The organism is Pseudomonas sp. DTU12.3, assembly GCF_004124275.1.
Taxonomy (GTDB): domain Bacteria; phylum Pseudomonadota; class Gammaproteobacteria; order Pseudomonadales; family Pseudomonadaceae; genus Aquipseudomonas; species Aquipseudomonas helmanticensis.
In genome coordinates this window covers 756433-778199 of record NZ_CP027218.1, presented here as the reverse complement: position 1 = coordinate 778199, position 21767 = coordinate 756433, and the positions used below count along the sequence as shown (strand labels likewise).

14 protein-coding genes are annotated in these 21767 nt (G+C 59.1%); 6 read left to right on the top strand and 8 right to left on the bottom strand.

The features are described from left to right. Positions 1-123 precede the first annotated feature (123 nt). From C2E19_RS03470 to msrA, 3 genes are all read left to right on the top strand, one after another. On the top strand, positions 124-1521 hold the full coding sequence (locus C2E19_RS03470; RefSeq protein WP_129396083.1) for an alkaline phosphatase D family protein: 1398 nt from the start codon (positions 124-126) through the stop codon (positions 1519-1521). A 251-nt stretch (positions 1522-1772) separates the two neighbouring features. Then, positions 1773-4469, top strand: a complete 2697-nt coding sequence (locus C2E19_RS03465; RefSeq protein WP_129388120.1) for a bifunctional diguanylate cyclase/phosphodiesterase — start codon at positions 1773-1775, stop codon at positions 4467-4469. Positions 4470-4650: 181 nt separating this feature from the next. Further along, positions 4651-5316 carry a peptide-methionine (S)-S-oxide reductase MsrA gene (gene msrA / locus C2E19_RS03455; protein ID WP_129388117.1) on the top strand — a complete coding sequence of 222 codons (666 nt, stop codon included), beginning with the start codon at positions 4651-4653 and terminating at the stop codon, positions 5314-5316. A gap of 129 nt (positions 5317-5445) precedes the next feature. Here msrA and C2E19_RS03450 read toward each other — a convergent pair whose 3' ends face one another. Next, positions 5446-6285, bottom strand: coding sequence for a 23S rRNA (adenine(2030)-N(6))-methyltransferase RlmJ (locus tag C2E19_RS03450; protein ID WP_053116708.1), 840 nt, complete (start codon positions 6283-6285; stop codon positions 5446-5448). A 330-nt stretch (positions 6286-6615) separates the two neighbouring features. Here C2E19_RS03450 and C2E19_RS03445 point away from each other — a divergent pair, with 330 nt between their 5' ends. Next, on the top strand, positions 6616-7032 hold the full coding sequence (locus C2E19_RS03445; protein ID WP_129388116.1) for a hypothetical protein: 417 nt from the start codon (positions 6616-6618) through the stop codon (positions 7030-7032). 97 nt (positions 7033-7129) lie between these two features. Here the strand turns inward: C2E19_RS03445 and C2E19_RS03440 are convergent, their stop codons facing one another. From C2E19_RS03440 to putP, 4 genes are all read right to left on the bottom strand, one after another. Next, positions 7130-7450, bottom strand: a complete 321-nt coding sequence (locus C2E19_RS03440) for a hypothetical protein (protein WP_129388114.1) — start codon at positions 7448-7450, stop codon at positions 7130-7132. 334 nt (positions 7451-7784) lie between these two features. Next, entirely contained in the window at positions 7785-8489 is a 705-nt protein-coding gene (locus C2E19_RS03435; protein ID WP_129388112.1) for a DUF4123 domain-containing protein, read from the bottom strand. Continuing rightward, complete coding sequence (locus C2E19_RS03430) at positions 8479-10494, bottom strand: type VI secretion system tip protein VgrG (protein ID WP_129388110.1); 2016 nt, start codon at positions 10492-10494, stop codon at positions 8479-8481. Before C2E19_RS03430 ends, C2E19_RS03435 begins: the two co-directional genes overlap by 11 nt. Before the next feature lie 354 nt (positions 10495-10848). Continuing rightward, entirely contained in the window at positions 10849-12333 is a 1485-nt protein-coding gene (putP, locus tag C2E19_RS03420) for a sodium/proline symporter PutP (RefSeq protein WP_129388105.1), read from the bottom strand. A gap of 458 nt (positions 12334-12791) precedes the next feature. Between putP and putA the strand changes: the two genes are divergently transcribed. Both putA and C2E19_RS03410 read left to right on the top strand, forming a co-directional pair. Then, complete coding sequence (putA, locus tag C2E19_RS03415) at positions 12792-16745, top strand: trifunctional transcriptional regulator/proline dehydrogenase/L-glutamate gamma-semialdehyde dehydrogenase (RefSeq protein WP_129388103.1); 3954 nt, start codon at positions 12792-12794, stop codon at positions 16743-16745. A 283-nt stretch (positions 16746-17028) separates the two neighbouring features. Beyond that, positions 17029-18831 carry an acyl-CoA dehydrogenase gene (locus C2E19_RS03410; protein ID WP_129388100.1) on the top strand — a complete coding sequence of 601 codons (1803 nt, stop codon included), beginning with the start codon at positions 17029-17031 and terminating at the stop codon, positions 18829-18831. A gap of 201 nt (positions 18832-19032) precedes the next feature. Here C2E19_RS03410 and C2E19_RS03405 read toward each other — a convergent pair whose 3' ends face one another. The 3 genes from C2E19_RS03405 to C2E19_RS03395 form a co-directional block, all read right to left on the bottom strand. Then, positions 19033-20970, bottom strand: coding sequence for a methyl-accepting chemotaxis protein (locus tag C2E19_RS03405; protein ID WP_129388097.1), 1938 nt, complete (start codon positions 20968-20970; stop codon positions 19033-19035). Between the two features lie 99 nt (positions 20971-21069). Beyond that, positions 21070-21372: a cell division protein ZapA gene (locus C2E19_RS03400; RefSeq protein WP_129388094.1), complete on the bottom strand. Its 303-nt coding sequence runs from the start codon at positions 21370-21372 to the stop codon at positions 21070-21072. Beyond that, on the bottom strand, positions 21369-21599 hold the full coding sequence (locus C2E19_RS03395) for a hypothetical protein (protein ID WP_129388091.1): 231 nt from the start codon (positions 21597-21599) through the stop codon (positions 21369-21371). Before C2E19_RS03395 ends, C2E19_RS03400 begins: the two co-directional genes overlap by 4 nt. Positions 21600-21767 lie beyond the last annotated feature (168 nt).

Sequence of the window (21767 nt, the reverse complement as noted above, 5' to 3'; positions counted from 1 at the left end):
CCTGAGTCCACTTCACAGCGATCTTTTTATTCTGTCGGCAACTAGTCTTGCGACAACAAAGTCAGCGCATCGACTTTTTAGCAATGCATGCACTTCGCCTTACTCTTTCGAATGGATTCGAATATGTTAAAACCCGTTATCGGCCCGATTATTGGCCACACCACAACTAACCACGCGCGCATCCTGGTTCGTGGCGAATATCAAAAGAACCTGCAAGTGTTTGCCGGCTTGCGTTATCGTCCGAGCAATTCACAACTATGGTCAACCGCCCTGTTTAGCAAACTGGGTGAATTAGGCGATATGTGCGAAGTGTTCATCCTGAATGATTTGCTGGAAGACACCGAGTATGAATTTCAAACCGGCTGGTTCAGCCCGATGAGCCCGGTACATACCGTGGACAGCGTCGCGGAACTGCCGCTGCAATGGCCGCGGGAAATTTATCGCTTGCGTACTCGCAGCAGCGAGCCGTTGCGGCCACGCGCCTATATTCTCGGCTCCTGTCGCTATCTGCGCCTGACAGCAGGCGTGCCGGTATTGCCATTGCTGGGGGATCGGATCTTTACGTCCATCAACCAATTGATCGAAGGCCAGCAACCGCCGATCAGCGCAACCATCATGAGCGGCGACCAGATTTATGTCGATGACCTGAACCGGATCGGTCCCGATCGCAGTTATAAAGACATCCTCATTAAATACCGCGCGGCCTTTTCACAACCGGGCATAAAACGCCTGATGTCCGGCACATCAACTTACATGATACTTGACGACCACGAGATTGAAGACAATTGGCCAGCGAATGCCGAACCGGCTGACGACAAGTTATATCGCAACGCCATGGCGGCATACAATTTATACCAGGCAAGCCATAGCCCGGCTTATGCACTGACAACTAACGGACAACTTGATCATGCTTCACTGGAGCATTACTGGTACCCATTCAGCGAAGCCGATATCGAATGGTTTGTGACCGACACGCGCACCCGACGCGATCTGTCGAACAATGAGCGGCGCATCCTCGATGAAGCTCAGGAACTGGCCTTGTGCCAATGGCTGATCAACAGCACGGCGCGGGTCAAGTTTGTGGTGACCAGCGTGATGTTTTTCCCGGATCGCCAAGCCAATGGCGACGATGGCTGGCAGGGCTTTGCCGAGCAACGACTGCGCCTGCTGGAAACCGTGCGCACGCACAAAATCAGCAATGTCGTGATCATTTCCGGCGATGTCCACGGCTCGCTGACTGCGCGCCTGAGCCATAGCGAGGATGCCGATTTCGCAATCCACACCGTGGTGTCTTCGCCGCTGTGCAACAGCAAACTGCTGCCGTATGCCAAGGCGTCGACGTTTGTCCTCGATCAACCGCTGGCGCGCACCGCGGCGGGTGACTATGTGCACGAATTGACCAGCGAGGTGATCAGCCAGGACAACTTTGCGCATATGCTGGTCGAGAGTGATCATATTTTGATCAATTATCATGACCGCGATGGCAAGCCACTGCAGTCGGTCACCATAAAGCTGCGCTAAGCCTTAAAGATCGCAGCCTTCGGCAGCTCCTACATTGTTCGAATTGCCCTGCGGGAGCTGCCGCAGGCTGCGATCTTTGGCTCTTTTCACCCCCACGCTGGAGAAATGTTCAACGCAGCCGACACATTCTTATAGCACTTGGCCTTCATCTCTCTTGTCAGTCAGTGCCGCAATGATGCAACCTTGCCGCAGGCAACGTTAAAGAGGGCGAGAGCCCCCGCGTTCAGCATATTTTCAAGCGAGTTCCCTTCATGAAGAGCCAACCCGATGCCGCCAGCCGTATGGCGGCCGAGGTAGTGACGCAGTTGCCTGTGCCCTCGCGGCTCGGCATGCTGCGTTTCGAGCGCTTGAATGAAGCCAGTTGGGCGATGTTGTTCCTCGATCCCAACTGCGAACGCCAATTCGGTCAACCGGCTGTCGAGCTGTGCGCTCTGGTCGGTTCACCCTACGCCAGTCTGATGGAGCCGGAAGCGCGTTATCAACTGCATGACGCGATCCAGCAACAACTGACCGCCAGCCCGCATTATCTGGTGCGCTATACCCTGCACACTGCGGCCGGTGCGCTGAGCATCCTCGAACTGGGCGAAGCCTACAAACAACACAATCGTCACCTGCTGCGCGGCTATCTGCTGGCAGTCGATGACGTATTTGACGATGCGCCGCTACCGCCTTCGGTCGATCTGGAAACCCAGAACTCGCGCCTGCAAATAGCCCTGGAACTCAACCAGCGCGCCCAGCAGGAACAACTGCAACACCTCGAACGCGTGCGCGCCCAGCAGGATCTGATTCTGTTACTCGCCCGTCAGCGCTACAGCACGCACAATTCGTTGCAGGAAGCCGCCGAACTGATCACTCGCTGCGCCTGCGATATCTATGAAATCGACTGCGCCAGCCTGTGGAACCTCGAAGGCCAGCAACTGGTGCCGATCTCCGCGTATCACCGCGCGACGCAGGAATACATCCTGCCCGACGAAATCGACATCAGCACCTTCCCTGACTACATGGAAGCGTTGCACAGCAGCCGTGCGATCGACGCGCACAACGCGATGCGCGACCCGCGCACCCGCGACATGGCCGAGGCGCTGCGCCCGCGCGACGTCAACGCGATGCTCGATGCGAGCATTCGTGTCGATGGCCAGGTCGTCGGCGTGTTGTGCCTGGAGCAGACCGGCGTGACCCGCGCCTGGCAGTCCGATGAAATCGCCTTTGCCGGTGAGCTGGCCGACCAGTTCGCGCAAGTCATCAACAATCACAACCGGCGCACCGCCACCAGCGCCCTGCACCTGTTCCAGCGTGCGGTCGAGCAAAGCGCCAACGCGTTTCTGCTGGTCAATTGCGACGGTGTGGTCGAATACGTTAACCCGAGCTTCACCGCGATCACCCAGTACACCACCGAAGAAGTCCATGGCCAGCGCCTGTCCGAGCTGCCGGCGCTGGAGAACCTCAGCGAGCTGCTGTTCGACGCACCTTCCGCGCTGGCCAAGAGCAACAGTTGGCAGGGCGAATTCAAGAGCCGGCGCAAGAACCTCGAACCGTACTGGGGCCAGTTGTCGATTTCCAAGGTCTACGGCGACAACCGTGAGCTGACCCACTACATCGGCATCTACGAAGACATCACCCAGACCAAACTGGCGCAGCAGCGCATCGAGCGCCTCGCCTACACCGACAACCTGACCAACCTCGGCAACCGCCCGGCGTTCATCCGTAACCTTGACGAACGCTTCGCCCGGGATAGCGATACCCCGATCAGCCTGTTGCTGGTGGACATCGACAACTTCAAGCGGATCAACGACAGCCTCGGCCATCAGACCGGCGACAAACTGCTGATCAGCCTGGCCCGGCGCCTGCGCAACAGCCTCAGCCCGAGCGGCAGCCTTGCGCGTTTCGCCAGTAACGAATTCGCCGTGCTGCTCGACAACACCGACCTTGAGGCCGGGCAACAGATCGCCAGCCAGTTGCTGATGACCCTCGATAAGCCGATGTTCGTCGACAACCAGTTGATCAGCGTCACCGGCTCCGTGGGCCTGGCTTGCGCGCCGCTGCACGGGCGCGACCCGCAAACGCTGATGCGTAACGCCGGCTTGGCGCTGCACAAAGCCAAGGCCAACGGCAAACATCAGGTGCAAGTCTTCACCGAAGCGCTGAACGCCGAGGCCAGTTACAAACTGTTCGTCGAGAACAACCTGCGCCGCGCGCTGACCCAGAACGAGCTGGACGTGTTCTATCAGCCCAAGCTGTGCCTGCGCAGCGGTCGTCTGCTGGGCATGGAAGCGCTGTTGCGCTGGAATCACCCGGAGCGCGGGATGATTCGCCCGGACCAGTTCATCAGCGTCGCCGAAGAGACCGGCCTGATCATTCCGATCGGCAAATGGATCGCCCGTCAGGCCTGCCGCATGAGCAAAGCGCTGACCGCTGCCGGCATGGGCAATCTGCAAGTGGCGATCAACCTGTCGCCGAAACAGTTCTCCGACCCGGATCTGGTCGCCTCCATCGCCAACATCCTCAAGGAAGAAGCGCTGCCGGCCAATCTGCTCGAACTTGAGCTGACCGAAGGCCTGTTGCTGGAAGCCACCGAAGACACGCATTTGCAGCTTGATCAGCTCAAGCGTCTGGGCCTGACCCTGGCCATGGACGACTTTGGCACTGGCTACTCGTCGCTGAGCTATCTGAAAAAATTCCCGATCGACATCATCAAGATCGATCGCAGCTTCATCCACGAAATCCCCGACAACCAGGACGACATGGAAATCACCTCTGCGGTGATCGCCATGGCGCACAACCTCAAGCTCAAAGTTGTGGCCGAAGGCATCGAGACCGCCGAGCAATTGGCGTTCCTGCGCCGGCACCGTTGCGACGTCGGCCAGGGCTACCTGTTCGACCGGCCAATCCCCGGCGCCGAACTGATCCAGGCACTGAAACGCTACCCGCGCGGCCCGCTCTGCCTCTAATCCCCGCCGATCCCTTGTAGGAGCTGCCGCAGGCTGCGATCTTTTGATCCTGTTTTTAAAAGACAAGATCAAAAGATCGCAGCCTGCGGCAGCTCCTACATTGGGTAGTGATTAACTCGGCATCATTGGGCACACTGGCGGTCTGACTTTTTACATCCCATCCTGACTGAGAGGAACGATCATGGTTCTGCGCTCGGAAATTCTGGTGAACAAAAACGTGCTCCCGACTAAAGAACAAGCTCTGCCCGGCCGCGAAACCGCGATGACCCTGCCTGAAAAGCACTTCGTCTTCGACGAAACTCCATTGCTTGGCCCGTTTTTCCAGGACGTCGACTTTGCGATTTTCGGTCTCGGTTGCTTCTGGGGTGCCGAGCGCCGCTTCTGGCAGCGTGAAGGCGTAGTCAGCACGGTCGTCGGTTACGCCGGCGGCTTCACGCCGAACCCGACCTACGAAGAAGTCTGCTCGGGCCTGACCGGCCACGCCGAAGTGGTGCTGGTGGTGTATGACAAGGATAAAGTCAGCTACGAAGAACTGCTGGCGATGTTCTGGGAACTGCACAACCCGACGCAGGGCATGCGTCAGGGCAATGACATCGGCACGCAGTACCGCTCGGTGATCTATGCGACTTCGCCTGCGCATCTGGATGCGGCGCTGAAGAGCAAGGCGACCTATCAGGCCGAGTTGTCGAAAGCAGGTCTGGGTGAAATCAGCACCGAGATCGAACAGGCGCCGACCGTGTACTTCGCCGAGACGTATCACCAGCAGTATCTGGCGAAAAATCCTGAAGGCTACTGCGGGATTGGCGGCACCGGCGTGTGCATGCCACCGAGCCTGGCAGGCAATTAAATCCTCAAAGCAAAAGATCGCAGCCTTCGGCAGCTCCTACAGGAGATCAGTGATCGTCCGCACATTTGTGGGCGATACCGAATCGTGTAGGAGCTGCCGCAGGCTGCGATCTTTTGATCTTGCCGTTAATCAGCTCTCGGCAATCAACCAGTCCATCTGCCAGCCGCCCTGGGTCTGCCCCAGCTTCTTCGACAACCAGGGCAGCAACTCACGCAGTTCCTCCTCCAGCCCCCACGGCGGATTGGCAATCGCCATGCCCGAACCGTTCAGACTGTTCGGCGTATCCAGCGGATGCACCAGCAGCTCGACGCGCAACAACTTCGGCGCACCCGAGCCAGCAAGATCCTGATAGAAGCGACGCAACGCACGCTGATCCTTCACCGGATACCAGATCGCCGCCACCGTTTGGCGCATCCGGCCGATCGCCTCTTTCAACGACGCCGCGCAACGCTGCATTTCATCGAGCTGCTCGAACGGCGGATCGATCAGCATCACCGCACGCTTCTCCTGCACCGGCAACATCGCTCGCGCGACATGCCAGCCTTCGCCGAGATGAACCTTGACCCGACGATCACCGGCCATGTTGTCCTTGAGCAGCACGCCGTCTTCCGGGTGCTTCTCATTGAGCATCACCCGATCCTGCGGACGCGTCAGGCGCCGTGCCAGCTCCGGCGAACCCGGGTAATAGCGCAACTGGCCATCCGGGTTCATCTCGTGCAGCACTTTCATGTAGTCAGCGGTCAACGCCGGCAGATCCGGCTGATCCCACAAGCGCGCGATGCCTTCCAGGTACTCACCGGTACGATTCGCCTGATCGCCCTGCAAGTCATACAGACCGATGCCGGCGTGGCTGTCGAGATAAGCAAACGGCTGCTCCTTGCGCGACATCAGGGCGATGAGGCGGGTCAAGGTCAGGTGTTTGAACACATCGGCGTGATTGCCGGCATGGAAGGCGTGACGATAATTCATGGCTGCTCCTGCGAAGGGCGCGAAGTTTACCTTTTACCGGGCGGCAAGTCAGGGGTTGGCGGCTGAGCGGGCAAAAGCCTGCCCTCACCCTAGCCCTCTCCCAGAGGTAGAGGGGACTGATTGTGGTGATCTCGCGGCTTACGTCGACCTGAAAGACCACCGCGATCTCAAGCGTGGCCGGGCAAAGTACGCTGCAGAAGTCGCAAGTCGGCGTACCTCACCCAGCCGACTCGGTCACTCCCCTCTCCCTCCGGGAGAGGGTTAGGGTGAGGGGCTTCGCTGTCATGCAGTTACACTGGCTAACCACGACCGACAGGAAGTCAAAATCTCATGCGACACCCATTCATCTTCCTACTCGGCGCATTAGGCCCATACATAGCACTTGCCGACGCAAACCACACCGATCAAGCCCGGCAAACCCTCAAAAATTACGGCTTGAGCCAATGCCTCCTGGCGCCATTCAATGAGCAATCCGCCCTGAGAAAAGACATCGCATTGGCCGCAGTTGCCTACTCGTTCATGGGCAAAGGCATGCACACCGTTCTGCAAAATGAAGACACGCTGCAGGTGCTGCACGATCCCTATAACGAGACGAGGAACCATATGTCAGCGGCGTATGCCCAGACCTCCGCCGGCAGCAAATACTCGGATGAAAAAATGGTCTTCCATGCTTGTCTGCAGGTTTACAACTCAGAGGCGTTCGACCGTTTTATTCGGGCCCAAGATGCTTACATCGTTGTTGATTGAGCCTTTTTTAAAGTCAAAAGATCGCAGCCTTCGGCAGCTCCTACACGGCGATTCATGTAGGAGCTGCCGAAGGCTGCGATCTTTTGATCTTGAGCCGTCAGGACGGCATGCCGCCCAACCTGCGCCCAATAACATCCAGCACATCACAGCCATCGCGCAGCGGGATGGCGCAGAGCATGGCGAAGTCGCTGAGGATGATCGAGTCGCACTCGACCGAGCCGCGCATGCACATGTTTTCCAGGACCTGAACCACGGTGCGGATGCGGTGATTGGCGGCGTCCATGAGGATGTCGAGGGGAACGTGGGTGTCGATGAACAGAGTGGGCATGTCGCTGCAATTGCCGGTCAGGGCCATGAAGCGGTTGTCGGGATGGGGGATGATTTTTTCGTAGGATGGATCGGGTTTAAGCCTGGCCATATAAGTTGCACCTCAATAGGTTAAATGAGCCTGCCAATGACCTTCCTACAGGTTTGGTGGCAGCCGTACGCGAGAGTAGGAAACTGAGAAACCCACCAAACTCAGCTACGCCGAAGCGTTCCCGCGCACAGCCGCCGCGAAAGATATTACGGGCACGCACTTAAGTGCCGTAATCAAACGTCGACGCTGATGCGCGGTGAATTTGCCAGGGTTCCTACACCCGTCACCACTCTCGCAGTGACAACGAAAAGACTATCCCTGCAACCCACCGCCCACCAGTTCATGAAAACCGCCGCAACTCGAAGGAAAACTCCCAAGCGCTCGCCCGGAAATATCACTCCGACTCTGCCAGCAAAAACGCCAACAATGCCGATTGCGACGATTCTTCCGACATTGAATCCTGAAAAAACTGCCTGACCTTGCAGCGCAAAACCGCCTCGGGAACGGTTTCGAAGAGAGCCGGATGCTCTTCGCTCAACCACTGCAACGCATTGGCCGTCCGAACCTCATCGCCCTGCTCCGTCAACACCGATGGCGGAATCTGCCACCACGGAAATGACCGCGCTGAAACTTGTGCTCTGCCAGCGATTTCCAGCGGCTGACCATTGATCAATCCACGCCCGATCACCGGTAACATCTGCGCCGTGTCCACCTCATCAGCCTGCAGGATCGGAAATAGAAACCGCCCGTCCCAGAACCGGAAAAACACTGTTTTGCCGCCCGGCATCAGCACTTGGGTCAGGCTGCGAAAGTGCGCCACTACCTCTTCAAGCGTTGCTGAGGACACCGCCAACCAGCCCCAGTCCCGCGACTCGGTGGTCGCTACCCAATCGAGAAACTCACTGTCGGCAGCGACAACTCCCACGAAGGGCATCACCGCATCCCACTCGGCGTAGATCGTGCCCGCCCAGATCGGGTTCGGCGAAACCAGCGGAGGATTGGCGTCACTGGCATGACTGAAGATCGCGAACAGTTGCTCTGTCGGTTTCAGCGGTTCCTGCGCCAGCCACACGCGGGGGTCGAGAACATCAGGCTGCACAGACACCATCCTTGCACCGCTCACACTCTTCGCAGAACGGCGCGTCGCCTTTGAAACTCATGATTTGTGCGGCGGTGAGCATGGCCGCAGGTGCAGCGACCAGCTTCTCCGGCAACCCCGGCACAACCGGTGCTGCACTGATCGCCGCCATCGGCGCGCCGCCGACGACAATTGGCACACTGCTGAAAATCCCGCCCGGGCCGATGTTGATCCACTGCCCACCGGCCTGAATCGTTGCGCTCGCGCCACCATCGATGACCACTTGCTGACCCGCGCTGACGTGGAACTGAGCACTGGCGCTTAGCGACTGACTGCTGACACGAATATGCCGGTCGCCGCTCACTGTCAGATGATCGTCCTGCTTCACCTCGGCCTGCCGCTGACCGTGGGTGATGCGCTGTTCATCAGCCTTCAATTCATGCCGCGCGGTGCCGGTGACGACAATGCTGCGCTGGTTATCAACCTGCACTTGCTGATCGTTCAACACGTGCTGCGTCCAGTTGCGCTGGGCGCGCAGGTAGATTTCCTCGGCGCCCTTTTTATCCTCGATGCGCAGCTCGTTGTAGCCGCCACCGCCGGGGCTGCTTTGGCTGCGAAAGATGCTGCGGGTCTTGTCTGCCGGCAGATCCAGCGGGATCGGCGTCGCAGCGTTGGGCAGGCAGCCCATTACCAAGGGTTTGTCGGCGTCAGCGTCAATGAAGCCGACCAACACTTCCATGCCGATCCGTGGAATCAACACACTGCCGTAACGATCATGGGCCCAGCCGGTGGCAACGCGCAGCCAGCAACTGGAATGCTCGTTCAACTCGCCATCACGATCCCAGGCCAATTGCACTTTGACCCGGCCGTACTCGTCGCAGTGGATTTCGGTGTCTTTCGGGCCGGTGACAACGGCCGGTTGGTAACCGAGCATTCGCGGCTTGTCCGGCCCCAGCGGCGGGCGAAAGAACACTGCCCACGGCGTGGCGAGAAAGGTATTACGGTAACCCTGGAATTCTTCCCCATCGCTGGTCACCGATTCCTCCAGCACTTGCGGCTGTCGGCCATGGTGTTCGACGGCGGTCAGCAGCCACAGGTCGTTCCAGTCGTTACGCGGATGGTCGATCAGTTGCAGGAAATGCCCGCAAACCAGTGCGGATTCATCGCTGATGCCCTCGGCCTGACGGTAATCGGCGACATGTCGCTCAAGTGCACGCTGGGCGAGGTGTTTGCCGGTTTCACGATCATTGAATTGACCGGGGAAGTGATAGTCCTCGAGCACCGGGCGTTGCTCGCCGTCAATGCGACTCTCCAGTTGCAGGCGCGGCTTTTCAAAGTTGTAGTCACGCCGGGTAACCACGCTGGAACGGGTTTCCACACGCACATTGAAGCGCTTGATCGCCGGCGCCCCGGCAGACATGCCGCTACCGGGCAGATAAAGCGTTGGCTCGACCAATCGCGGGAACACGGTTTGATCGTCGCCGAACACCAACAGATGTCCGGCGGGGCTGTGCTGAAAGTGGTAATGAATACCGACCTCGGCACACAGGCGTTGAATGAACGCCAAGTCGCTTTCGGCGTACTGCACGCAATACTCGCGCACCGGGTATTCACTGCCTAACCGAAACTCGAAAGCATCACGGAGGATCGCGTGATCTTTAAGCACCTGCGCAACAATTTGCGGCACGCTCTGATGCTGGAAAATCCGCTGATTGATGCGGTGCGCGAGATACGTCAGACGCGGGACAAGACTAAGGTGATAACGCGTCAGGCGTTTCCCGGAATCACCCTGCCCGACCTGATAAATCTGACCGTGAACGCCAGAACCCTGAGCATCAAAACTCAGAAACGCCTGACAGTGCAGCAGGCTTTCGAGATCCAGATCGGGCCGCTCACTGACCAGTTCAAGCTCGAAACGAAACGGCTGGCTGATGGCTTCCTTGCCCGTGAACTCAAGGACCTTGAGGTCATGCTGGGCGCCTTCGAAGGTCAACGTGAAACGCGGTTGATTGGCAGGCGCGAACATCCGATGTCTCTTTGCAGAATGAAGGGCGGGCGATTCTGCATGAGGGCCAAGGGGGGATGGGTGGGTGACGGGAAAATCAGATTTGCCCTACTTCTATTGTCGAAAAAGCCTCTGAAAATTGGCGCATCCGACTACAGACAAATCCCTCAAACCATCGACGAACCAAATGTGGGAGCGGGCTCGCTCGCGAAAGCGGTAAGTCAGCTTGAATCATTGCTGAATGAGAAACCGCCTTCGCGAGCAAGCCCGCTCCCACATTGGATCTCCACAATGTTCGAGAAATCACAGGCAATAAAAAACGGCCCGTCTCCTGTAGGAAACGGGCCGTTTCTTTGTGAGCCGAAGCTCAGTGCATTACTTGTTCAAGTTGAAATCTTTTTCCGCTGCGTCGAAGCGCTGCACCATGCCAGCAGTCGGCGAACCGAGCTTGCTGACGATGAAGATGGCCAGGCTGGCGAAGATGAAGCCCGGAATGATTTCGTACAGCCCCAGCAGTTCGAAATGCTTCCAGACCACAACAGTGATCGCGCCGACCAGGATACCGGCCAGTGCGCCATTGCGGGTCATGTCTTTCCAGATCACCGAGATCAGTACCACCGGACCGAACGCGGCACCGAAACCGGCCCAAGCGTAGGACACCAGGCCCAGCACGCGGTTTTCCGGGTTGGCGGCCAGACCGATAGCAATCAGGGCAACCAGCAGAACCATCGCACGGCCAACCCACACCAGTTCAACCTGGGAAGCGGATTTACGCAGGAATGCTTTGTAGAAGTCTTCGGTCAGGGCGCTCGAGCACACCAGCAACTGGCAGCTCAGGGTGCTCATCACAGCAGCCAGAATGGCCGACAGCAGCACACCGGCAATCCATGGATTGAAGAGGATTTTCGCCAGTTCGATGAACACACGCTCGTGGTTCTCGGTGACAGGGCCGGCCAGTTCCGGGTGTGCCGAGAAGTAGGCGATACCGAAGAAGCCCACCGCCACGGTGCCGCCCAGGCACAGGATCATCCAGGTCATGGAAATACGACGCGCCTTGGCGATCGATTTCACCGAGTCCGCCGCCATGAAACGCGCGAGGATGTGCGGTTGACCGAAGTAGCCCAAACCCCAGCCCATCAGCGAGATGATGCCGATGAAGGTGGTGCCTTTAAGCATGTCGAAGTTGCTTGGGTCCTGTGCTTCGATCGCCAGGAACGTAGTATCGACACCACCGGTGGCCAGCAGGACGATGATCGGCGTCAGGATCAGCGCGAAGATCATCAGCGTGGCTTGTACGGTGTCGGTCCAGCTCACTGCCAGGAAACCACCGATAAAGGTGTAGGCAATCGTCGCCGCAGCACCGGCCCACAGCGCCGTCTCGTAGGACATGCCGAAGGTGCTTTCGAACAGACGGGCACCTGCCACGATGCCGGAAGCGCAGTAAATGGTGAAGAACACCAGAATCACGATCGCCGAGATGATCCGCAGCAGACCGCTGTTGTCTTCAAAACGGCTGGCGAAGTAGTCCGGCAGGGTCAGGGCATCGCCGTTGTGCTCGGTCTGCACACGCAGACGGCCGGCAACGAACAGCCAGTTCAGGTAGGCACCGATGATCAGACCGATGGCAATCCAGCTTTCGGACAGACCGGACATGTAGATGGCGCCCGGCAGGCCCATCAGCAACCAGCCGCTCATGTCGGAGGCACCGGCAGACAGCGCGGTGACGACGCTGCCGAGGCTGCGACCGCCGAGAATATAGTCAGAAAGGTTGTTGGTGGAGCGATAGGCCATCAAGCCGATCAGCACCATTGCTGCGATGTAGATCACGAACGTGATCAGGGTTGGATTGCTTACGCTCATTGAGTTACGCCCTGGCTTTGTTTTTATGTAGCGGCGGTGGTGAACCGCACGCAAACGACGACGTTTGGCAGACGATCCGGGATCCCGCGCATTTAGGACTGATGTTTCCCCAGGAAAGCCATCAGCCGGTACACCGGGTTATTCCCGGTTGCACCTAGGGCGCGAATGCTATGCAACAAAGCAAATAAGGTGCAACCAGTTTCGTGAGAATTAGTTGCACCTAGTCGGATTTATCGACAATTACCCCGTTTTTGCTCCCTTTTGTGGCAGTCATGGCCCTTTGCTAGAAGCAAAAGCACCAAGCAGGAGCAGCACTTTCGTACCAGAAAATAATTCCTGACGAGCTGCCTATTATTCCGACAAAAAAAGGGTTGCACCCGGTTGCACCTCTTTCAGCGCACGGCTAATCTTGCCGCCAGCTGATGCCACGCAACTGTGGCAACCATGAGGATAAAAATATGGCTACCACCACCCTTGGGGTCAAACTCGATGACCCCACCCGCGAGCGCCTGAAGGCTGCCGCGACCTCGATTGATCGCACACCGCACTGGCTGATCAAGCAGGCAATTTTCAATTACCTGGAAAAACTCGAGGGTGGTGCAACCCTGACCGAGCTGAACGGTTTGACCGCCAAGGACGCCGATGAGGCGGGCGAAGTCCACACCGATCACGCCCACCAGTGCTTCCTCGAATTCGCCGAAAGCATCCTGCCGCAGTCCGTTCTGCGCGCCTCGATCACCGCCGCTTACCGTCGCCCGGAGCCGGAAGTCGTGCCGATGCTGATCGAGCAGGCTCGCCTGCCGGTAGCGATGGCCGAAGCCACTAACAAACTTGCTGCCTCCATCGCGGAAAAACTGCGTAACCAGAAAAGTGCCGGCGGTCGTGCAGGCATTGTTCAGGGTCTGCTGCAGGAATTTTCCCTGTCGTCTCAGGAAGGCGTGGCGCTGATGTGCCTGGCCGAAGCGCTGTTGCGTATCCCGGACAAGGGCACTCGCGATGCACTGATCCGCGACAAGATCAGCACCGGCAACTGGCATCCGCACTTGGGCAACAGCCCATCGCTGTTCGTCAACGCTGCTACTTGGGGCCTGCTGCTGACCGGCAAACTGGTCTCGACGCACAACGAAGCCGGCCTGACTTCGTCGCTGAGCCGCATCATCGGCAAGAGCGGCGAGCCGATGATCCGCAAGGGCGTCGACATGGCCATGCGCCTGATGGGCGAGCAGTTCGTTACCGGCGAAACCATCGCCGAAGCACTGGCCAACGCGAGCAAGTTCGAAGCCAAAGGCTTCCGTTATTCCTACGACATGCTCGGTGAAGCGGCGCTGACCGAACACGACGCGCAGAAATACCTGGCGTCTTACGAACAAGCCATTCACTCGATCGGCAAAGCCTCCCACGGTCGTGGGATTTATGAAGGCCCGGGCATTTCCATCAAGCTCTCGGCCCTGCACCCGCGTTACAGCCGTGCGCAGTACGAGCGCGTGATGGACGAGCTGTACCCGCGCCTGCTGTCGCTGACCCTGCTGGCCAAGCAATACGACATCGGCCTGAACATCGACGCCGAAGAAGCCGACCGTCTCGAACTGTCGCTGGATCTGCTGGAGCGCCTGTGCTTCGAGCCGCAACTGACTGGCTGGAACGGCATCGGTTTCGTCATCCAGGCTTACCAGAAGCGTTGCCCATACGTGATCGATTACGTGATCGACCTGGCTCGCCGCAGCCGTCATCGCCTGATGATCCGTCTGGTGAAAGGCGCGTACTGGGACAGCGAAATCAAGCGCGCCCAGGTCGAAGGCCTGGAAGGCTATCCGGTCTATACCCGCAAGGTGTACACCGACGTTTCCTACATCGCTTGCGCACGCAAACTGCTGTCGGTGCCGGAAGTCATCTACCCGCAGTTCGCCACGCACAACGCCCACACCCTGTCGGCCATTTACCACATTGCCGGTCAGAACTATTACCCGGGCCAGTACGAATTCCAGTGCCTGCACGGCATGGGCGAACCGCTCTACGAGCAGGTTGTCGGCAAAGTTTCCGAAGGCAAGCTGAACCGTCCGTGCCGCGTGTACGCACCGGTCGGTACTCACGAAACCCTGCTGGCGTATCTGGTTCGTCGCTTGCTGGAGAACGGCGCGAACACCTCTTTCGTCAACCGCATTGCCGATCAGTCGATTTCGATTCAGGAATTGGTGGCCGATCCGGTAGCGCAGATCGAGCAGATGGCGACCGTGGAAGGTGGTTTCGGCTTGCCGCATCCGCGCATTCCGCTGCCGCGTGATCTGTACGGTGCCGAACGCGCCAACTCCAGCGGCATCGACATGGCCAACGAACATCGCCTGGCTTCGCTGTCCTGCGCCTTGCTCGCCACTGCCCACACCGACTGGAAAGCCGCGCCGATGCTCGGTTGCGCGTCCAGCACCGAAACTCCGGCGCCAGTGCTGAACCCGGCAGATCACCGTGATGTGGTTGGTCACGTGCAGGAAGCCACCGTCGAAGACGTCGACAACGCCATTCAATGCGCGCTGAACGCTGCACCGATCTGGCAGGCCACTCCGCCGGCCGAACGCGCGGCGATTCTGGAACGTGCCGCTGACTTGATGGAAGGCGAGATCCAGCCGCTGATGGGCCTGTTGGCTCGTGAAGCCGGCAAGACTTTCGCCAACGCCATCGCCGAAGTCCGTGAAGCAGTCGACTTCCTGCGTTATTACGCAGTGCAGGCGCGCAACGATTTCAGCAATGACGCCCACCGTCCATTGGGTCCAGTCGTATGCATCAGCCCGTGGAACTTCCCGCTGGCGATTTTCAGCGGCCAAGTCGCTGCGGCATTGGCTGCCGGTAACCCGGTATTGGCCAAACCAGCAGAGCAAACTCCGCTGGTTGCCGCGCAAGCCGTGCGCTTGCTGCTCGAAGCAGGGATCCCGGAAGGCGTGCTGCAACTGCTGCCGGGTCGCGGTGAAACCGTTGGCGCCGGTCTGGTTGGCGATGAGCGCGTCAAAGGCGTGATGTTCACCGGTTCCACCGAAGTCGCGCGTCTGCTGCAACGCAACATCGCTGGCCGTCTCGACAGCCAGGGCCGTCCGATTCCACTGATCGCCGAAACCGGTGGCCAGAACGCAATGATCGTCGACTCCTCGGCACTGACCGAGCAAGTTGTGATCGACGTGGTGTCGTCGGCTTTCGACAGCGCCGGTCAGCGTTGCTCGGCGCTGCGGGTACTGTGCTTGCAGGAAGATTCCGCCGATCGTGTCATCGAAATGCTCAAAGGTGCCATGGCGGAAAGCCGTCTCGGCAACCCGGAGCGCCTGTCCGTGGACATCGGCCCGGTGATCGACGCCGAAGCCAAGGCTGGCATCGACAAGCACATCCAGGGCATGCGCGACAAAGGTCGCAACGTCTACCAGGTGGCGATCGCCGACACCGAAGAAGTCAAACGCGGCACCTTCGTCATGCCGACCCTGATCGAACTGGAAAGCTTCGACGAGCTGCAACGCGAGATCTTCGGCCCGGTGCTGCACGTGGTGCGCTACAAGCGCAAAGAGATCGATCAACTGATCGGCCAGATCAATGCTTCCGGTTACGGCCTGACGCTGGGCGTGCACACCCGTATCGACGAGACCATCGCCAAGGTGATCGACAACGTCAATGCCGGTAACGTCTACGTCAACCGCAACATCGTCGGTGCCGTGGTCGGCGTGCAGCCATTCGGCGGCGAAGGCCTGTCGGGTACTGGCCCGAAAGCCGGTGGCCCGCTGTACCTGTACCGTTTGCTGGCGACACGTCCTACCGATGCCATCGAACAATCCTTCGCTCGCGGTGATGCTGTCGTCGCCCCGGACGTTCGTTTGCGCGACGCCATGAGCAAACCGCTGAACGCCCTGAAAGCCTGGGCCGAAAGCAACAAGTACGCAGAACTGAGCACGCTGTGCGCGCAGTACGCTGCGCAATCGCAGAGCGGCATCACTCGCGTACTGGCCGGCCCGACCGGTGAGAAAAACAGCTACGCGATTCTGCCGCGCGAGCACGTGCTGTGCCTGGCGGAGGTTGAAAGTGATCTGCTGACGCAACTGGCAGCGGTGCTGGCGGTAGGCGGCTCGGCGGTATGGCCGGAGTCCGACATCAGCAAGGCATTGTTCGCACGCCTGCCGAAGGACATTCAGGCGCGGATCAAACTGGTTGCCGACTGGAATAAAGACGAAGTGGTGTTCGATGCGGTTCTGCATCACGGCCATTCCGACCAGTTGCGCGGTGTTTGCCAGCAGATTGCCAAGCGTGGCGGCGCGATCGTTGGGGTTCAGGGCTTGTCCCAGGGCGAGACCAACATTGCCCTGGAGCGCTTGGTGATCGAGCGGGCGTTGAGCGTTAACACTGCGGCGGCGGGTGGTAATGCCAGCTTGATGACTATCGGCTAAACCGCTGTAACTCCAGGCGCCCGCAACGGTCGCCTGGAATGTAGACCCCATGTGGGAGCGAGCCTGCTCGCGAAGACGGAGTGTCAGTCAACACCAATGTCGCCTGACCCACCGCTTTCGCGAGCAGGCTCGCTCCCACATTTAAGATCAAAAGATCGCAGCCTTCGGCAGCTCCTACAGAAGGCTGCGATCTTTTGCTTCTGTATCACGCCCATCAATCATCCTGTTCAGCCTTTATCAGCACGCCTAGACTCGGCCCAACCCCAATTTCAGGTAGGTCGCCATGTCCGAGACGCTGCTCAGTTCCCGCAATCTGGCTTTCGAGCTGTATGAAGTCCTCGATGCCGAGGGCCTGACCCGGCGTGAGCGCTTTGCCGAGCACAATCGCGAGACCTTCGACGCCGCCATCGGTACCGCACGCCACATCGCCGAGAAGTACTTCGCGCCGCACAACCGCAAGGGCGACGAGAACGAGCCACGCTACGAGGACGGTAAGGCGATTCTGATTCCCGAGGTGAAACCGGCGGTAGATGCCTTCCTTGAAGCCGGATTCCTCAACGCCGCAAGAAGCTTCGACGCTGGCGGCATGCAACTTCCTACATTGCTGTCGCAAGCCTGCTTCGCACATTTCCAGTCAGCCAACGCGGCTTCGACTTCCTACCCGTTCCTGACCATGGGCGCGGCGAATCTGATCGAGAGCTTCGGCACTGAAGAGCAGAAACAACGCTTTCTGCAACCGATGATCGACGGCCGCTTCTTCGGCACCATGGCCCTGACCGAACCGCATGCCGGCTCATCGCTGTCGGATATTCGTACGCGCGCCGAGCCTGCATCCGACGGCACTTATCGCCTGAAGGGCAACAAGATCTTCATTTCCGGCGGCGATCATCCGCTGTCGGAAAACATCGTGCACATGGTCCTGGCCAAGCTGCCGGACGCGCCTGCGGGCGTTAGAGGCATTTCGTTGTTCATCGTGCCGAAGTTTCTGGTCAACGATGACGGCAGCCTCGGCCAACGCAACGACGTGCTGCTGGCCGGGTTGTTCCACAAGATGGGCTGGCGCGGCACCACCTCCACCGCACTGAACTTCGGCGATAACGGCGAGTGTGTCGGCTATCTGGTAGGCGAACCACATCGCGGTTTAAGTTACATGTTCCAGATGATGAACGAGGCGCGGATCGGCGTCGGCATGGGCGCAGTGATGCTCGGCTACGCCGGTTATCTGTACTCGCTGGAGTACGCCCGCGAACGCCCACAAGGTCGCGTGCCGGACAGCAAGGACCCGACCGCCGCGCCGGTGGCGATCATTCAACACGCCGATGTACGACGCATGCTGTTGACGCAGAAATCCTACGTCGAAGGTGCCTTTGACCTCGGCTTGTACGCCGCTCGCCTGTTCGATGACACCACCACACTTGAGTCCGAAGCCGAGCGTAAACAGGCGCATGAACTGTTGGATTTGCTCACGCCAATCGTCAAATCCTGGCCGTCGGAGTTCTGCCTCAAGGCCAACGAACTGGCGATCCAGATTCTCGGCGGCCACGGTTACACCCGTGAGTATCCGGTCGAGCAGTATTACCGCGACAACCGTCTGAACCCGATCCATGAAGGCACCCACGGCATCCAGTCGCTGGACTTGCTCGGGCGCAAGCTGGCGCAGAACGGTGGTGCCGGGCTGAAGCAACTCATTCGCCTTATCGCCAGCACTGCTGAACGCGCGACAGCCTACGAATCGCTGAGCGCATTGCGCGAGCCACTGGAGAAACTGGTGGCGCGCCTGCAAACGGTGACCATCGGTTTGTTGACTGATCTGGCGCAGGGCAAGGTCAACAGCAGCTTGGCGAATTCAGCGCTGTACCTGAAGGTGTTCGGCCACACGGTGATTGGCTGGCGCTGGCTGGAACAGGCGATTCGTGCAGAGGAAGGGTTGGCCAAAGGGAATGCAGCGGATGCTGACTTCTATAAGGGCAAGTTGCAGGCGGCGCGGTATTTTCTGACGTGGGAAGTGCCAGGTTGCCACCATGAACTGGCGTTGCTGGAGGCGCGGGATGATACGTGCCTGGCGATGCAGGATGCGTGGTTCTGACACCCTGCCCTCACCCCAGCCCTCTCCCGAAGGGAGAGGGGGCCGACCGAGGTGTCTGGCGCTATACATCGACCTGAAAAACCGCGTCGATTATGGTTTCGGCACAGCATTTTCAGGTCGGCGTACTTCCTGAATGCTCCACGGTCAGTCCCCTCTCCCTCTGGGAGAGGGCTAGGGTGAGGGGCTTTTCTGATAGAAAACTCAGCTCAGCTTGAACCCACCCATTTGCCGCGCCAAATCATCCGCCAACTTCTGCAACATCTGACAATCCTCACGACACGCCCGCACCTCCCCCGCCGTCGCCCGCGCCAGATCGGAAATGCCCTGCACGTTACGGTTGATCTCTTCGGTCACCGCCGACTGCTCCTCGGTCGCCGTCGCCACCTGATGGTTCATGTCGCTGATGCGTTCGACCTGCCCGGTAATCGCCGTCAACGACGCCCCGGTGCGTTGACTCGACTCAACCCCGGTGCCGGTTGCGGCTTGCCCGGTGCGCATCGACGACACGGCATTTTCCGCGCCTTGCTTGAGGCTGCCGATCATCTGCTGAATCTCGTCGGTCGACGCCTGCGTGCGGCGCGCCAAGGTGCGCACTTCATCGGCTACGACGGCAAAGCCGCGGCCCATGTCGCCGGCACGCGCGGCTTCGATCGCCGCGTTGAGCGCCAGCAGATTGGTCTGTTCGGACACCCCGCGAATCACTGCCAGCACCGAGTCGATCGACGCTACTTGGTGCGCCAGTTCACCCACCGCACCCGCTGCCAGGCCAATCTCATCCGACATGCTTTCAATATGCCGAATCGAACCGCCGACCACTTCCCGCGCCTGCATCGCTTCATCGCGCGCGGTTTGCGAGGCGAGCGCCGCGTTGCCGGCGTTCTGCGCAATTTCCTGCACGGTCAGGCCCATCTCGTGAACGGCAGTCGCGACCATGTCAGTCATTTCCTGCTGACGGCCGGAGCGCTCTGCAGTGTTCTCGACAACTTTTGCCACCTGTCCCACGGCAGTGCGCAGGCGCTCGCTGGTGGTCAGCACTTCGCCGATCATCCCGCGCTGGCTGTCGAGAAACCGGTTGAAGCCGCGAGCAAGGTCGCCCAACTCATCGGCGCGACTGGAATCTAACCGGTGGGTCAAATCTCCCCCACCGCTACCGATTGCTACCAGTGCGGCTGTTACTTGACGAATCGGTCGCACCAGACCTTGCGCCAGCCACACCACCAGGGCGAGGCACACCAGCGCCACCGCCAGGCCGATGCCGCCGCTCATCCACATGGCTTTGCGCGCCTCGGCGTAGATTTGCGACTGCGGCACTTCGGCCACCAAAGTCCAGCCTAAATCGCGCAAAGGCAGACTGAAGGCGAGGAAGTCTTCGCCGTCTCGCTGGAAGTTGCTGCTGACGGCAGTTTTTTGACCGAGGACTGCCTGCGCAGCATTGCTGCCGATCTGCTCGCTTAAAGTGCGCTTGCCACTGAACTGCGCCTCCGGATGCACCTGGATCAAACCGTCGGAACGCACGAGATAGACCTTGCCGCGCTCACCAAAGCTGAAGTTGTGGATCAGCTCCGAGAGCTCTTTCATGCTCAGCCCAAGCCCCGCGACGCCGACCACTTTGCCGGCCTGCTCGACCTTCAAATCGATGAACAGCGCCAATTCTCCGGTGGCTCCGTCGTTGTCGATGTTCAGGGTGCGCGGCTGATTGCTGTCGAGAAAGGAATAGAACCAGGCATCGGCCGGTTTGGCCCGGCTGAGGGTACGATCGAGGCCTTTTTCGGTGATGTAATGATTGGATTCGGTGCCGATGATCAAAGCGGTAAAAGCCTTGTGTTCGGCGCGGATGCCTTCCAGATATTGCGCGAAGCCCGCCGTTTTGCTGCTGTCTTCACCGGAGGCCAGCCAGTCGCGGACCATGGTGTTGCTGGCAATGTCTTTGGCCGCCGTCAGCGGCTGCACGAGGATGCGTTCGATATCGTTGCGCGTCGCTTCGATGCTCGACGGCAGTGCTTGTTCGACCAGATAGCTCTGGGCAAGGCGGTTGACCACAAGGGTATAAATGCCAACCACGATCAGGATACTGACCAGCAGGGCGGTGCCCATGCTGAGAATCAGCTGCCATTGAATACTGCGTCGCCACAACTGCATGGAGCACCCCCAAAGAATAAGTGGCGGAAGCAATGCAACAGCCGTGCCGATTGTATACAACCCGATCGACAATCTATTCTTTGGTTGTGCGCAACCCCATCAACCCTGATTGATGGTCTTGGCGATGGTGTCGACCGTGGCGCTGACTTGCTCTTGGTAACGGTCGAGTTCTTCTTTGTGCTGTTTCTTCATTTCGATCTGCTGCGAGCACAGATTCATCGCTGCCAGCACCAGCAAGCGGTCACCGATCAGCGTCGGGTATTTGCGTTTGGTGTCGGCCAAAGCGGCCTTGAGCATGAGCGCCGCGTCCAGCAGGGTCTGCTCTTCCCCGGCCGGTGCCTTGATCGAATAGTCCTCCCCAAGAATGGAGACGACTTTTACCCCTGCTGTGCCGTGGTTCATGCGCTGACAGGACCTGCGTTGACGCGATCAACCAGAGCCTGGATGCGCGCTGCGGTAGCGCCGTGCTTTTCTTCTTGTTCCATCAGGTTCAGTTGCAGGCTTTCGTTCTCATCCTTGGCCTGGGCCAGTTCCGTGGACAGATTCTGGTTGGTTTGCGCGAGGCTCTGGTTCTGTTGCACCAGGTCGCTGACGAGCTGTTCCAATTGGCTGAGGGATGCTTCCAACATTTTGATCTTCCAGGCATTTTCAAAGGGCGCGTACGATAAAGAAAAGTCACCACGGATGCCAGGGTTAAACCGGCGCAAAGCCTTGATTTTCCTGGTGGGCGACCATTCTTGCGAGTTTTAAAGACTGTGATCTGCCGATCTGGTTCCTGCACTTCGTCGCCCCAGCCC